General features: G+C 60.2%; 11 protein-coding genes. All 11 read right to left on the bottom strand.

Translation table 11 applies throughout. The features are described from left to right. Window positions 1–6: 6 nt before the first annotated feature. A complete protein-coding gene (locus BOX17_RS14900) occupies window positions 7–1605 on the bottom strand; it encodes an aldolase catalytic domain-containing protein (protein ID WP_071945874.1) in 1599 nt (532 codons plus the stop codon). A 24-nt stretch (window positions 1606–1629) separates the two neighbouring features. After that, window positions 1630–3426: an ABC transporter ATP-binding protein gene (locus BOX17_RS14895; protein WP_071945872.1), complete on the bottom strand. Its 1797-nt coding sequence runs from the start codon at window positions 3424–3426 to the stop codon at window positions 1630–1632. Next, window positions 3426–4007: a dTDP-4-dehydrorhamnose 3,5-epimerase gene (gene rfbC / locus BOX17_RS14890; RefSeq protein ID WP_071945869.1), complete on the bottom strand. Its 582-nt coding sequence runs from the start codon at window positions 4005–4007 to the stop codon at window positions 3426–3428. Before rfbC ends, BOX17_RS14895 begins: the two co-directional genes overlap by 1 nt. Before the next feature lies 1 nt (window position 4008). Next, window positions 4009–4887, bottom strand: a complete 879-nt coding sequence (rfbA, locus tag BOX17_RS14885; RefSeq protein WP_071945867.1) for a glucose-1-phosphate thymidylyltransferase RfbA — start codon at window positions 4885–4887, stop codon at window positions 4009–4011. 103 nt (window positions 4888–4990) lie between these two features. Next, window positions 4991–5887: a dTDP-4-dehydrorhamnose reductase gene (gene rfbD / locus BOX17_RS14880; protein WP_071945865.1), complete on the bottom strand. Its 897-nt coding sequence runs from the start codon at window positions 5885–5887 to the stop codon at window positions 4991–4993. Beyond that, a complete protein-coding gene (gene rfbB / locus BOX17_RS14875; RefSeq protein WP_071945863.1) occupies window positions 5884–6945 on the bottom strand; it encodes a dTDP-glucose 4,6-dehydratase in 1062 nt (353 codons plus the stop codon). Before rfbB ends, rfbD begins: the two co-directional genes overlap by 4 nt. A gap of 224 nt (window positions 6946–7169) precedes the next feature. Then, a complete protein-coding gene (locus tag BOX17_RS14870; protein WP_071945861.1) occupies window positions 7170–7958 on the bottom strand; it encodes a Wzz/FepE/Etk N-terminal domain-containing protein in 789 nt (262 codons plus the stop codon). Window positions 7959–8268: 310 nt separating this feature from the next. Continuing rightward, window positions 8269–10425 carry a polysaccharide biosynthesis tyrosine autokinase gene (locus BOX17_RS14865; protein WP_341853287.1) on the bottom strand — a complete coding sequence of 719 codons (2157 nt, stop codon included), beginning with the start codon at window positions 10423–10425 and terminating at the stop codon, window positions 8269–8271. Between the two features lie 153 nt (window positions 10426–10578). Next, on the bottom strand, window positions 10579–10920 hold the full coding sequence (locus BOX17_RS14860; RefSeq protein ID WP_071945857.1) for a four helix bundle protein: 342 nt from the start codon (window positions 10918–10920) through the stop codon (window positions 10579–10581). Between the two features lie 94 nt (window positions 10921–11014). Next, window positions 11015–11455 (bottom strand): low molecular weight protein-tyrosine-phosphatase, encoded by a 441-nt coding sequence (locus BOX17_RS14855; RefSeq protein ID WP_071945855.1) that lies wholly within the window; start codon window positions 11453–11455, stop codon window positions 11015–11017. Further along, window positions 11455–12585 carry a polysaccharide export protein gene (locus tag BOX17_RS14850; protein ID WP_071945853.1) on the bottom strand — a complete coding sequence of 377 codons (1131 nt, stop codon included), beginning with the start codon at window positions 12583–12585 and terminating at the stop codon, window positions 11455–11457. Before BOX17_RS14850 ends, BOX17_RS14855 begins: the two co-directional genes overlap by 1 nt. Window positions 12586–12746 lie beyond the last annotated feature (161 nt).

Raw genomic sequence — 12746 nt, 5'->3', positions numbered from 1 at the left:
GGCGAGTCAGAGAGCGTAGATGGATTCGGTATGCAGCCCGTAACGCGTCGGTGTGATAGCGGTGATCGGCAGCGCCCCTTCGGCCGCCTGGTAATGCTCGAACAGCTGCTGCATCTCCTGGCTTCTCGGGTCGTCGGCACCGTAGCCGTCGAAGCCGGCCATCAACACACGCTCGGCTTGTCCGCTGGTGGCAACAGCCAGCGCATAGGCCACCACCAGAGAGGTGGGCGCGATGCAGTAGGTCTCGGCGAAGCCGAAGGTCTCGGCCTGGACGTTGAGACCGAAGTCGAGCACTTCCTTCTCGGCCAAAGAGACTTGCACGTCGTCGGGCAGCATGGAGACTGGGGTTATCAGCGGCTGGGGTAGCCTGACGTGGGTGTCACAGTCAGCCAAAAGGCGCACCGGGTGGCAGGCAACACGCAGATTGATCAGTTCGGCCTCAATGGCCGTCTGAGTATTGAGTGCCAGGACCAGCGGTTGATTGGTGCGGATATAGCGCTCCAGCGCATCGCGATGGCGCGCCACCCCGGGGCCAGTGCCCAGCAGCAATACCTCCCGCCCCAAAAACTGCTCCTTCGGGTACCATTGTCCCTTGGGCTCTCCACGATAGAAGTGACGGGCGGCATCTAAGGTATTTAGGCTAAACTTCTTGCCGCCTTCCACGCGCAGATGCTCGATCACCGCCAACACATCTTCCTCGTCGTAGCGCGAGTCGCTGAGCATCTCCTGAATGTAAGTGGGGTGAATGCCGTACTTGCCCGCCAGGTAGTAGTAAGGGTTGGTGCCCCAACCGTAGTGCGACTGCATGGGTTTGAAGTGCTGATCCAGCAATGCCATCAACGGCACCAGATTGGCCGGCTTACCGCGGCGCTCGGCGATCTCGATGGCCAGTTCCTCAGTGAAAGCGTTACCCGGACCACGCCCCATGCCAGTTACCGTGGAGTCCACCCAGTTCACGCCTTCGTCCAGCGCGCGCAGAGTGTTGACGAGCGCCAAGCCAAGATTGTCGTGGGTGTGGATGCCCATGGCACCTTCCCACTCGGTGCGGAACCACTGGATGATCTGTGCCACTTGATCCGGATTCATGCTACCCATGCTGTCTGCAAAGTAGAGCACATCCATCGGGTAGGCCTTTGCCTGGCGGGCAAGAGTTCTAACTTCCACTTCGGTGCGATCCGCCACCTGCATTAGGTTAAAACCGACCAGATAGCCACGCTCCTTCAACCAGTCTACTGCCGGCAAGGCCTTTTCGAACTCGTGAACATGGCAGGCAATACGCACCAGATCGACAGGTGAAGCGGCGGCAGAATTTGGGAACAAGCGTTCAAGCGCCTCCTGCTGTGGTAAATCACCTACCAACTCGTTTCCGTTGACCATCACGCCGATAGTCAGGCCAGGTGGAACCTTAAGGCTGCGGATAAAATCATCAGTGGTGAATGCACAAGGCCCCTGAAAACCCTGATTCTTGAGGGTGCGAAAGCCTAGCTCTACCACATTCACACCGGCGGCCTGCATGGCATCAATGTATTGGTGAATCAGTTCTGTGGAGAAATCCCAAGCGTTGTAGTAACCACCGTCGCGAAGGGTACAATCCAGAAATTTCATTTTGTGGCGCCTCGTTCTACCGCTTCATGCATGTTCTGCCATGAGCCGGAACACTTCATTGCGAAAAACCAACTCATCGTAACTACCTTTATCGACTACTTGGCCATTCGCCATCAAATAGATACAGTCGCACTGCTTCACCGTAGCCAGACGGTGAGCGATCATGATGATGGTTTTCTTGCCGGAGAAGTCGTGTATGGCGTCCATCACCTGCTTCTCGGTGATGCCATCTAGCGCACTAGTAGCTTCATCCAGTACCAGTACATCAGCGTCGCCGTAGAGCGCCCGGGCGATACCGATACGCTGTCGCTGGCCGCCCGAGAGTTGAACTCCGCGTTCGCCCACTGGCGTATCCAGGCCCTCGGGAAGGCGCTCCAAGAGTTCATCCAGATGGGCGAGACGGGCAGCCTTTTCTACCCGGGCTTCGTCAATACGTTCCGGTGGAAGGCCAAAAGCGATATTCTCGCGGATACTCGCATCTGCCAGGAAGATGCTCTGGGGAACGAAGCCCAGACTATTCTGCCAGGCACGCTTATTCTCCGGCCCCAGGAGTTGGCCATCCACGCTCAGAGTGCCATGCTCGGGCTCGATCAGCCCCAGCAGCAGGTCAATGGCGGTGGACTTTCCAGATCCCGAGGCGCCCACTAGACCGATCACCTGATTGACCGGCAGAGTCAGACTCAGACCGTTCAGCGCCGCTTCTTCCTTACTCGGATAGTGGAAGATGACTTTGTCCAAGCGTATCACGTGACGAGGAACGAGATGGCCAGCCTTCTCAGCAGGCGTGCCCGTGGTAGCGTGCTGACTGGCTTTAAGGTCCTCCTCCAAGCTGTCAAAAGCAGCCAGGTTGCCGCGCAGCTGAGCCACACTGGTATAGATCTGCTGAAAAGCGGGCAGCAGCTTGAACCCCGCCAGGGCATAAATGGAAAGCACCGGCAGGATGGTGCCCAAGTTGCCCTGGTGGGCGGCCAGAAGGTAAAGCACCAGGAAGATCACCGCGCCGAAGGCGATCAATTCCATGGCATAGCGCGGTGCCTGGGAAAGAGCCTGGGTGGTGCCCTTGGCACGGCCGAAGATACGGCTGCTGGCTTCAAAGCGCTGGTTGAACTCGGTCTGGCGGCCCAGCAGCAGCGTGTCCTTGATGCCGCCGAAGCCCTCGTTCATCAGCTTGAAGCGTTCACGGTTCGAACGGGTTATCGCCTGGCCGTTTCGGGCTAGATTCCGACGCACGGTACGATAAAGAACGAGATAAGCGCCAGCAAAGATAGCCAAACCCGCCAGAGCCACGTAGGGATTGAAAAGAAAGATCGCCAGGGCCATGACCAGCACCAATACCGCCTTAGCGCTCATCATCATAAGCGGTTGAATCACGGCATCGGTGATACGATTACATTCTTGGGCGATCTGATTAGTCAACTGGCTGCTAGTACCACTGGCGTGGAACAGCCAAGGCTGCTGCATGTAGTGCTTGTAGAGTCGGACACTGAGATCGGCACCGACCTGATTGGCATAGAGCGCTAGGCGCCAGGTAGTGAACATCGAAACGGCGGCAGCTCCGGCGAGTGCAACGAGCACGGCGAGTCCCAGCCAGAAAAGGAAATCGGCCGGATCGGAAAAAGGGGTAGCTTGGTAAAGCTGGGCCAAGGCACCCTCTCCTTGCAGTCGGCTTATATCGCCCACCAGGGCCATGAAGGGGCCGATTGCGACCACACCGGCCACCTCGGCAAAGGCCATCAATACCACAAGAACTTGCAGGCGCAGCAAGCGGCGACGCTGTTCGGGGGTGAGGAGAGCGCAGAGTTCTTTAAGACGAGTTATCATTAAAAATCAATAATAGGTTTTAGAACTGACTTCTCAGTATAAACTTCTGAGTCATATATCCCACGACCCGTAGAATCTTTTGGAGAAATGTTAGGGTCAATGCCATCCGGAATCGGCCAGTCGATTCCCAGCGCCCGGTCTGCCCAGTGAATGCAGCGTTCGTGCTGCGGTGCGTAGTAGTCGGTGCACTTGTACTGGAAGTCCGCCGAGTCACTCATCACGTAGAAACCGTGGGCGAATCCAGGCGGCACCCAAAGCTGATGCTGGTTGTCTTCGGAAAGCACCTCGCCCACCCACTGGCCGAAGGTGGTCGAACCTTTGCGCAGGTCCACCGCCACGTCGAACACTTCTCCGCGAGTCACACGTACCAACTTGCCTTGGGGCTGCTGGATCTGGTAATGAAGCCCACGCAGGGTGTGCTGTAGCGAGCGGCTGTGGTTGTCCTGCACGAAGGTAGCGTCGACGCCGGCCTCGGCAAACGTTCGGGCGTTCCACGTCTCCATGAAGAAGCCGCGCTCGTCGCCGAAAACGCGGTGCTTGATCAACTTGACATCGGGAATGCGGGTGGAAAGTACTTCCATATTAGTGCTCGTAGTCAGCAAGTTGTTTGAGGTAGGCCCCGTAACTATTCTTCTGCAGCTCGTCGGCCTGGGCGAGCAGTTGGTCACGGCCGATGTAGCCCATGCGGTAGGCAACCTCTTCCAGACAGGCCACCTTGAGCCCCTGGCGCTTCTCAAGTGTCTCGATAAAGCCCGAGGCCTCGTGCAGCGAATCGAAGGTGCCGGTATCCAGCCAGGCGTAGCCCCGACCGAGCAGCTCCACGTTGAGATCGCCGCGTTCCAGGTAGGCTTGATTGACGCTGGTGATCTCCAGCTCGCCGCGGTGCGAGGGTTTCACTGCCTTGGCGATCTCCACCACGTCGTTGTCGTAGAAGTAGAGGCCGGTCACCGCATAGCGTGATTTGGGCTTCTCGGGCTTCTCCTCGATGGAGATAGCGCGCTTATTCGCGTCGAACTCTACCACGCCGAAGCGCTCTGGGTCAGGGACCTGGTAGCCAAACACCGTGGCGCCGCTCCCGCGGGCATTGGCTGCTTGCAGCAGCTTGGATAGGCCCGGGCCATGGTAGATGTTATCGCCTAGTACAAGGCACACCGGATCGTCGCCGATGAATTCCTCGCCTATGATAAAGGCTTGAGCCAAGCCATCGGGGCTTGGCTGCACGGCGTAGCTCAGCGAGATGCCGAACTGGCTGCCGTCACCCAACAAACGCTGGAAGCCTTGCTGATCTTCCGGCGTGGTAATGATCAGGATCTCCTGAATGCCCGCCAGCATCAGCACCGAGAGGGGGTAGTAGACCATCGGCTTGTCATAGATGGGCAGCAGCTGCTTGGAGATACCCTTGGTGATGGGATAGAGGCGTGTGCCGGAGCCACCGGCGAGGATGATGCCTTTGCGTGCCATGGTAATTCCTTTCTTGGTTCAGCTTGCGCCCATCGCTTCGCGATGGATCGCGATACAAGTCGAGGCGTCAAACCGTGCGTTCCCACGAAAACCGGTTCCGTGCTTAACTCTCTGTTTCAAGAAGTACGCGAACAACTCCCTGCTGCCAGGAAGGCATCGTCAGGTCGAAGGCACTCTCGAGCTTGGTGGTATCGAGCCGAGAGTTGAGAGGGCGGGCCGCCGGTGTAGGCCATTCGCTGGTGGGGATCGGCGCAATGCAATCCTGTGTAGCCTTTATCTCGATACCATGCGCCCGCAGACATTCGGCGCTAAAGGTGGCGTAGCCGTGCCAACTGGTCTCGCCGGCGGGTGCCAGGTGGTATAGGCCTTCCTTTATGCTGTCGCCCAGCGCCGGGACAATGGCGTGGGCTGTCACGTCGGCAATCAGTTCAGCGCCGGTGGGGGCGCCCACCTGATCATCGATGACCTGAAGGGCGTCGCGTTCCCGCATCAAGCGGGCCATGGTGGCCAAGAAGTTACCGCCCCGGGCGGCATAGACCCAACTGGTGCGGAAAATCAGATGACGGCAACCACTGGCCTGGATACGACGTTCACCGGCGAGCTTGGTGGCGCCATAATGGTTCACCGGCCGAGGAGTATCGGTTTCCTGCCAGGGGGCATCGCCGCTGCCGTCGAACACGTAGTCAGTCGAGTAGTGCACCAACAGCGCGCCCAGCGCCTTGGTTTCCTCTCCCAGCACACCGGGGGCATCGGCATTGATCAACGAGGCCAGCTGATGTTCTTCCTCGGCACGGTCCACCGCAGTGTAGGCTGCGGCGTTGACGATCACATCCGGCCTCAGCTCACGCACGGTACGACGAAGTCCTTCAAGATCGGCCAGGTCACCGATGAGCCCGTTGTGTCCATGGCGGTCGAAGGCCACGACTTTGCCAAGCGGTGCCAGGGCACGCTGCAGCTCCCAGCCGACCTGGCCGTTCTTACCGAGCAAGAGGAGCTTCATAACGCACTCCCCGTTCCCAGCCTCTCGCGACGATAGCTGCCGTCCTGAACGCGGCGGCACCATTCGAGGTTATCTAGGTACCAGTGCACCGTCTTGCGGATGCCGGATTCGAAGGTCTCTTCCGGGCGCCAGCCGAGTTCGCACTCGATCTTGTCGGCATCGATGGCATAGCGAAGGTCGTGTCCGGGGCGGTCGGTAACGTGCGTGATGAGTGAGGCGTGAGGGGTGAGGTGTGAAGGAGCAAGTTCATCGAGAAGTGAACAGATGGTGTGTACCACCTCGATATTCTGCTTCTCGTTGTGGCCGCCGATGTTGTAGGTCTCCCCTACTCTGCCTTCAGTCACCACCTGGTAGAGCGCACGGGCGTGGTCTTCCACATAGAGCCAATCGCGGACCTGCTCGCCCTTACCGTAGACCGGCAGCGCCTTGCCTTCCAGGGCGTTGAGGATCACCAGCGGGATCAGTTTCTCGGGGAAGTGATAGGGGCCATAGTTGTTGGAGCAGTTGGTGATCAGCGTGGGCAGGCCATAGGTGCGCTGCCAGGCGCGTACCAAGTGGTCCGAGCTGGCCTTGCTGGCCGAATACGGCGAGCTGGGTGCATAGGAGGTCTGCTCGGTAAACAGCCCCACAGGTCCCTCCAGATCGCCGTATACCTCATCGGTGGAGATGTGATGGAAGCGGAAGGCGTCGCGGCGCTCAGCATCCAAGCCATTCCAATAGGCGCGGGCGACTTCTAGCAGCGTGTAGGTGCCGACGATATTGGTCTCGATAAACGTCGCCGGGCCGTCGATGGAGCGGTCGACGTGGCTCTCGGCGGCCAGGTGCATCACCGCGTCAGGCCGATGTTGCTGGAACACTCGCTCGAGGGACTCATTATCGCATATATCCACCTGCTCGAAAGCGTAGCGCGGGCTGTCGCTGACTTCGGTCAAGGATTCTAGGTTGCCGGCGTAGGTTAAATTATCGACATTGACCACGCGGTCGGCGGTGTTCTGGATGATATAGCGAATCACGGCCGATCCAATAAAGCCCGCGCCGCCGGTGATGAGAAATTTCATAAGATATCAGCTACAAGGGTCAAAGAAAAATCCACAAGGTAAACCATGGATGCTCGGAGTATGGAGTGGTTGGGAAAACATTATCAAGTTTACTTTTACTAGCAACGCGCATTAATGTTAATTTTTAATTTAATATAAAGCTAGCGAAAGGCGGAGGTTAATATCAGAACGCTCATGGCTTCGCCTTCCACATCCAATGAGGAATACCCCTACATTAGTTTCAACTACTCTTCCTGTAAACTCTCCCGCACAGCCACGGCAAACTGTGAAAGAAATGCCATAATCACAGCCGACATGCCACCAAGCACAATCGCCAGCGCCATCACCAGGCTACGGCTGGTCCCCATCGGCGAGAGGCTCTGCGTGGCAGTCTGTACCACCTGACCTTCCTGCAGTTGTGCTAGACGATCCTGGATATCTGCCACGCGTTGGGAGTAGCTGGCCACGAGTTCCGCGGCAGAAGGGCTGGTGGACTCATTGGCGAGTTCCAGGGAGCGCTCGGCACTTACGAGTTGGCGCTGCATGGCCTCGCGACGGCGCTCGAGAAGGGCTTGCTGGTCGGTCTCGATACGTTCCAGCACCTGGGCATGCAGGGACTTAACCATGGCCGCGTTGGCCTCGGCGGCTTGCGACGCTAGCCTCACCAGCAGGGTGTCCTCCGGGTTGCTGACAGAGGTCTCGAACGGGAGCGATGCCATACCTTCGTCAGCCAGGATCTGGCGGGTCACGGAACCGAGATAGAGATTGCTGGTCTTGGCTACTACCGTGGCAGGAGGCTCAAGGGCACCGATTTCCTTGTTATCAGTAGTTGCCTGCTCGGCGACCTGATAGAGGGAGACAAATTCGTAGGTACGTTCCATCATCAGCGCGTAGGCTAGGGCCCCCAGCACGATGATAAGAAAGGTCACCGTCATCAGCTTCCAGCGCTTGATCAGGATCTTGGCAAGGTCCACCAGGGAGATTTCATCATCGTTTGCCACTCGGGATGTCTGCCCGTCCGGAGAGTTGTTCATTATCTTGGAATTACCTTCTGCCAGGTCACGGGCACGCTACCGCCCGGAGGTCGCTCCGGGCATGTCCTCGAACCCTTCAGTCCTTGTCTTGCCAGGCCCCATGGGGTCGGCAACGTCTTGTTCACGGAGAAGGGATTGTACGTCAGCGCGGGTGCCGACTCTACCGTGCCGTTGGCCAGCAGGGCGGTGAGGACGTGACTGGCAAGGAGACCTGTCTCCACGGGAAGACGGCGTAGTTACGGCATTATTCGTGGGGCAGGTCGCAGATCAGCTTGTGTAGCGTGCCCGCAGGCACAGAAGATGCCCGTCGCTACCGGTAGGCATAATTGTAGTACCCATAGCCGTAGCGGGTCGCAGCCTTGCGCTCCACGGCATTGAGGATGGCCCCCTTGACCGTGACACCGGCGGTCTCGAGGCGGCGGGCGGCGATCTGCAGCTCCTTGGCCGGGTTCAGCTGGAAGCGGACAACCATGAGGCTCGTGCCGCAATGCTTGCCGACCAGGGCGGCATCGGTCACGGCCAGCACCGGCGGGGTGTCGACGATCACCAGGTCGAACTCTCGGCTGGCCTGTTCGAGGAAGGCCGTGAAGTCTGCATTCATCAGCAGCTCGGCGGGGTTGGGCGGTGCCGTGCCGCGCGCCACGTAGCTCAGGTTCTCGATGCCGCTGTCGCGCACCACTGCTGCCCATTTCGCCTTGCCGGAAAGCAGATCCGAGAGCCCGCACTCGCTGCCGCCCTGGAAGGCATGGTGGAGATGCCCCTTGCGCATGTCGGCGTCCACCATCAGCACCCTCTGGCCGCCCTGGGCGCAGACGGCCGCCAGGTTGGCTGACACGAAGCTCTTGCCGATCCCGGGGCTCGGCCCGGTGATCATCAGACGATTGTCGCCGGCCTCCAGCATGGCGAAGTGCAGGCTGGTGCGAAGGCCGCGTAGCGCCTCGATGGAGGTATCGGCCGGCGCCCTCTCGGCCAGGATGCCGCTCACCACGTCATGGCCATGGCGCTCACGGCGGTGTTTCACCCGCTTGACCAGCTTATGCTGCTCGTCGGAGAGCGGCACGCTGGCATAGACAGGAAGGCCGGCCTCCTCGACCTGTTCGGGTGACTCCACCCCGTGGCGCAGCAGGCCGCGCACGAGCACGATGCCCACCGAGAGCATGCCGCCCATCAGGGTCGCCAGCACCACGATCAGCGGCTTCTTGGGCTCCACCGGGTTGGGCTGCACCACGGCCTCGTCAAGGATACGCACATTGCCCACGGTGCTGGCCTTGGCAATCTTCATCTCCTGGATCTTGTTGCGCAACTGCAGGTAGATCTCCTGGTTGAGCTCCACGTCACGGGTGCGGCGCAGCACCTGCTGCTGGGTCTCCGGCAGGTTCTCGATGCGCTCGTTCAGCCGCTCTCGCTCCTGGACCAGCTGCTGCTTCTTGTCCAGCAGGGCCGAGTAGGTCGGATGCTCCGGGGAAAAGCGCCGGGAGATCTCCGCCTCGGTGAACTCCAGTTCGTTGAGCTGCGCCTCGAGGTCGACCAGTCGCTTAAGGATCGACTGGGTCTCCAGGGAGAGGTCCACGCTATCCCGCTCGGTGCGGTAGGCATTAAGGGCATTCTCGGCCTCACGTAGCTGTTCGCGGATCTCAGGTTCCTGGCCCACCAGGAAGTCCAGGCTCTGCTCGGCCTCGGCGCTCTGGCGCTGGATGTTCTGGGTCAGGTAGATCTCACTGATGGCATCCAGCACCCGTGCGGCGCGCTCGGGCTTCGCATCGGTCAGGTCCAGGTCCAGCAGGCCGCTGTCGCTGCCCTGCTGGCTGACGCTGAACCGTGAGCGCAGGTCATTGATGGCGGCCAGGCGAGAGCGCTTGATCAGGGTGAATTCGGCGCCCGGCGCCGCCATGATCTCGGCCACCCGCAAGGTGACCTGGCCATCCAGGAAGGTACTGTCCTTGCCGACTTCGCCTTCCCCAATGGACTGCCCTTCCAGGGAGAGGCTGTAATATCCCCCTTCCCCAGCCGTCAGCGTGAAGGCCCTGCCGGTCAGCGGCGAGTCGACCTGGAACTGCCCGATGTTGAGCGTCTCACCGGCCCAGACGCTGCTCTCGGCGAAGTCTGGCCGCTCGACGCCCAGGCGAACCAGCAGGTCGCCGACGACCGGTAAGCGGGTCGGCTCGACCACCAGGTCGAGCCGCTCATGGTCCACGGCGCGGCCGAGCACCATCCGCGAGCGCAGGATGCCCAGCTGTGCATCGGTGCTCGGCTCCTCGCCCAGCATGGCCCGCACGTCTTCCAGCGGGTTGCTCATCCCGGCCTTCTCTTCCACCTGCACCAGCGCATCCGCCCGGTAGTCCGGCGTAGCCAGCAGGGCATAGGCCACCCCGATCACGGCAAACAGCGTGGTGATGCCGATGATCCACCACTTGTGGTCGATCAGCAGGCCGAAGAGGCGGCCGAGGTCGATTTCATCATCTGCCACTGCAGGTGGTTTCGTTCCAGGGATATGCGAGTCTGACATCTGGGGTGAGTTCTCCGGGCCGTGTGGTTCAGCTACAAGCTACAAGGAGCAAGCTGCAAGGAAACCCAGCGTCCAATATGTTGATGAATAGTGAAGAATATGTTGCGGGCGTGACTAGCGACGGAAGGAGGCCATCAGGCCGTGCAGCATCTTGGAGATTTCAAGGGTTTCCTGAGCCCACTTATGACCCAGTGGCTTGCTTATGTAGCCGATCTCGATGCCGATATAGATTTGCGTTCTCAGTTCGCCACACGAGCCCTTCGAATAACTCAAGAACCTGACTCGATCCTTTTCGCTCTCTCGCTCATAGCCTTCGGCGATATTGCTGGCAATTGACAAGGCAGAACGCGTTATCTGGTCCTTGAAGCCGAAGTCGCGGCAGCTCTTGAGCTGGATGTAGACATCGGCACATAGCCGAGCGGACCGCTTCCAGACCTGGAGATCCTCGAATTGCATGACGCTACCTCATCGCGATTCCTCGCCCCTCGCCCCTCGCCCCTCGCAGTTCGCCCTTTGGGGTTCCTTGCAGCTTGTAGCTTGCCACTTGTAGCTACGACAGCTTCTTCGCCCAGGCTGCTGTGGCTTCCTTCAACAGCTCATGCACATGCTCGAACGCCTGGCGGCTCTTTCGGTAAGGATCCGGGATCTCGCGTCCTCGGCCATCATCAAGCCATTTGCCGAGCAGCATGGTCTTGCCAAGTGCCTCGGGGGCGAGGTCGGCGACGGCGTGGCGCTGGCCTTCGCTCATCACCAGGACCAGGTCGGCCTCGGTCAGCATCTTGCCGGTCAGCTGGCGGGCATGGTGGTCGGACAGGTCCAGGCCGTCGGCCTCGGCGAGTTCGCGGGCGGTGGGCTCGACGCCGTGGCCGACCAGGGCGCCCAACCCGGCGGATTCGACCCGCCTGTCGGGCAAGTTCCTGGCCAGCATGGCGGCGGCCACCGGGCTGCGGCAGATGTTGCCGGTGCAGACCACCAGAATGTGCTGGAACATCAGAAGTCATTCCGCAGGTCGTTAGCATCATTCGCCGCGCGGGTCACCTGATAAACCGCGGTCACCGTCGGCAGCAGCTGGCCGATCACGCGGTTCCAGCGGCCCAGCGGTGTGGTGATGACGTAGACGACATCGGTGGGCTCGAGCCGGAACTCGGTGCCCAGCACCATGGCGGCGGCGTTGCGAGCGTCCAGCTGATAGACGGTCACCAGCTTGTCACTGCGCTTCTGGTGGCGGCGAAACACGAAGATACCGCTGGCGTCGGCCTGGGCTTCGTTGAAGCTGCCGGAGCGAGTGAGCGCCTCGGTGAGGCTCATGGGCGAGCGGCCCATCGGAAGGACCTGGGGCTCACCTACCTCGCCCATCACGAAGATTTTCTGGCTGCCGAGGTCCGGCACATGCAGGACGTCGCCGTCGCGCAGCAGCAGGTCCTGGCTGAGTTCGCCCTCGTTGAGCATGTCATAGAGCGACAGGACGCGCCTCTCTCCGTAGCGCAGAAGGATCACGTCATGCCAGTTGGCCTGCGGCCCGAGCCCGCCAGTCAGGCTGATGGCATCCATCACGGTCATCGGCACATTGGTGACCGGCAGACGAGAAGGTTCATTGACCTCGCCGGTGACCTGCACCTCCTGCGAGTTGAAGGCGGCGACCTTCACCTCTACCTGAGGCGCGGCGATATAGGGCTCGAGGCGCCGCGCAAGTTCGTCGCGGACCTCCTTGACGGTTCGCCCGGCCACCTCGAGGCGCCCGATGAAGGGATAGCAGATGGTGCCGTCCTGATGGACGGTATTGCCGGCCTCCTCGGCGCTGCGCTCGCTGCCGGAGGGGATCGTCAGCTCGGGATGGTCGTAGACGATGATGCTAAGGATGTCGCCCTTGCCGATACGATAGTCGTAGCCCTCGATCGCGGCTCGCTGCTCCTCGCTGAGGGTCTCGAGTCGATCGGCGCCTGCCGCCGGGCGCTGGGCATTGATCAGGCCCAGGGTGATCGGCTCGATATCGACGAGATCATCGACGGGGGCGCTTTCGGTGCGGGATGAGAAATGGCTGCCCGGTGCGAAGGCGCAACCGGACAACAGGATGGCACCACTCAGTGCCAGCAGCAGCTTGATGGGCTTTGAATGGTGCATAGGGAGATGCCTGTTCAATGGGGAAACTCGGGCGTTCGAACACGCTACCGCCCCGAGGTGTCATGGCGCATCCCCGAGGCCTGTCGCTGTTTGACAACATGCAACAACATGCAAGTGCCTGTCGGTATTGAAAAAACGATCTTGAAAGGGCCAGAACTTTA

Origin of the sequence: Halomonas aestuarii, from assembly GCF_001886615.1 — a bacterium.
GTDB lineage: Bacteria > Pseudomonadota > Gammaproteobacteria > Pseudomonadales > Halomonadaceae > Halomonas > Halomonas aestuarii.
This window is presented reverse-complemented; position numbering and strand designations above follow the sequence as displayed.

Bases quoted from the DNA above. Each gene is read 5' to 3' on its own strand.
- BOX17_RS14860 (WP_071945857.1), bottom strand. From the start codon at position 10,920: ATGCAATTCGAGGATCTCCAGGTCTGGAAGCGGTCCGCTCGGCTATGT.
- rfbB (WP_071945863.1), bottom strand. From the start codon at position 6,945: ATGAAATTTCTCATCACCGGCGGCGCGGGCTTTATTGGATCGGCCGTG.
- BOX17_RS14850 (WP_071945853.1), bottom strand. From the start codon at position 12,585: ATGCACCATTCAAAGCCCATCAAGCTGCTGCTGGCACTGAGTGGTGCC.
- rfbA (WP_071945867.1), bottom strand. From the start codon at position 4,887: ATGGCACGCAAAGGCATCATCCTCGCCGGTGGCTCCGGCACACGCCTC.
- BOX17_RS14900 (WP_071945874.1), bottom strand. From the start codon at position 1,605: ATGAAATTTCTGGATTGTACCCTTCGCGACGGTGGTTACTACAACGCT.
- BOX17_RS14895 (WP_071945872.1), bottom strand. From the start codon at position 3,426: ATGATAACTCGTCTTAAAGAACTCTGCGCTCTCCTCACCCCCGAACAG.
- BOX17_RS14855 (WP_071945855.1), bottom strand. From the start codon at position 11,455: ATGTTCCAGCACATTCTGGTGGTCTGCACCGGCAACATCTGCCGCAGC.
- BOX17_RS14870 (WP_071945861.1), bottom strand. From the start codon at position 7,958: ATGAACAACTCTCCGGACGGGCAGACATCCCGAGTGGCAAACGATGAT.
- rfbD (WP_071945865.1), bottom strand. From the start codon at position 5,887: ATGAAGCTCCTCTTGCTCGGTAAGAACGGCCAGGTCGGCTGGGAGCTG.
- rfbC (WP_071945869.1), bottom strand. From the start codon at position 4,007: ATGGAAGTACTTTCCACCCGCATTCCCGATGTCAAGTTGATCAAGCAC.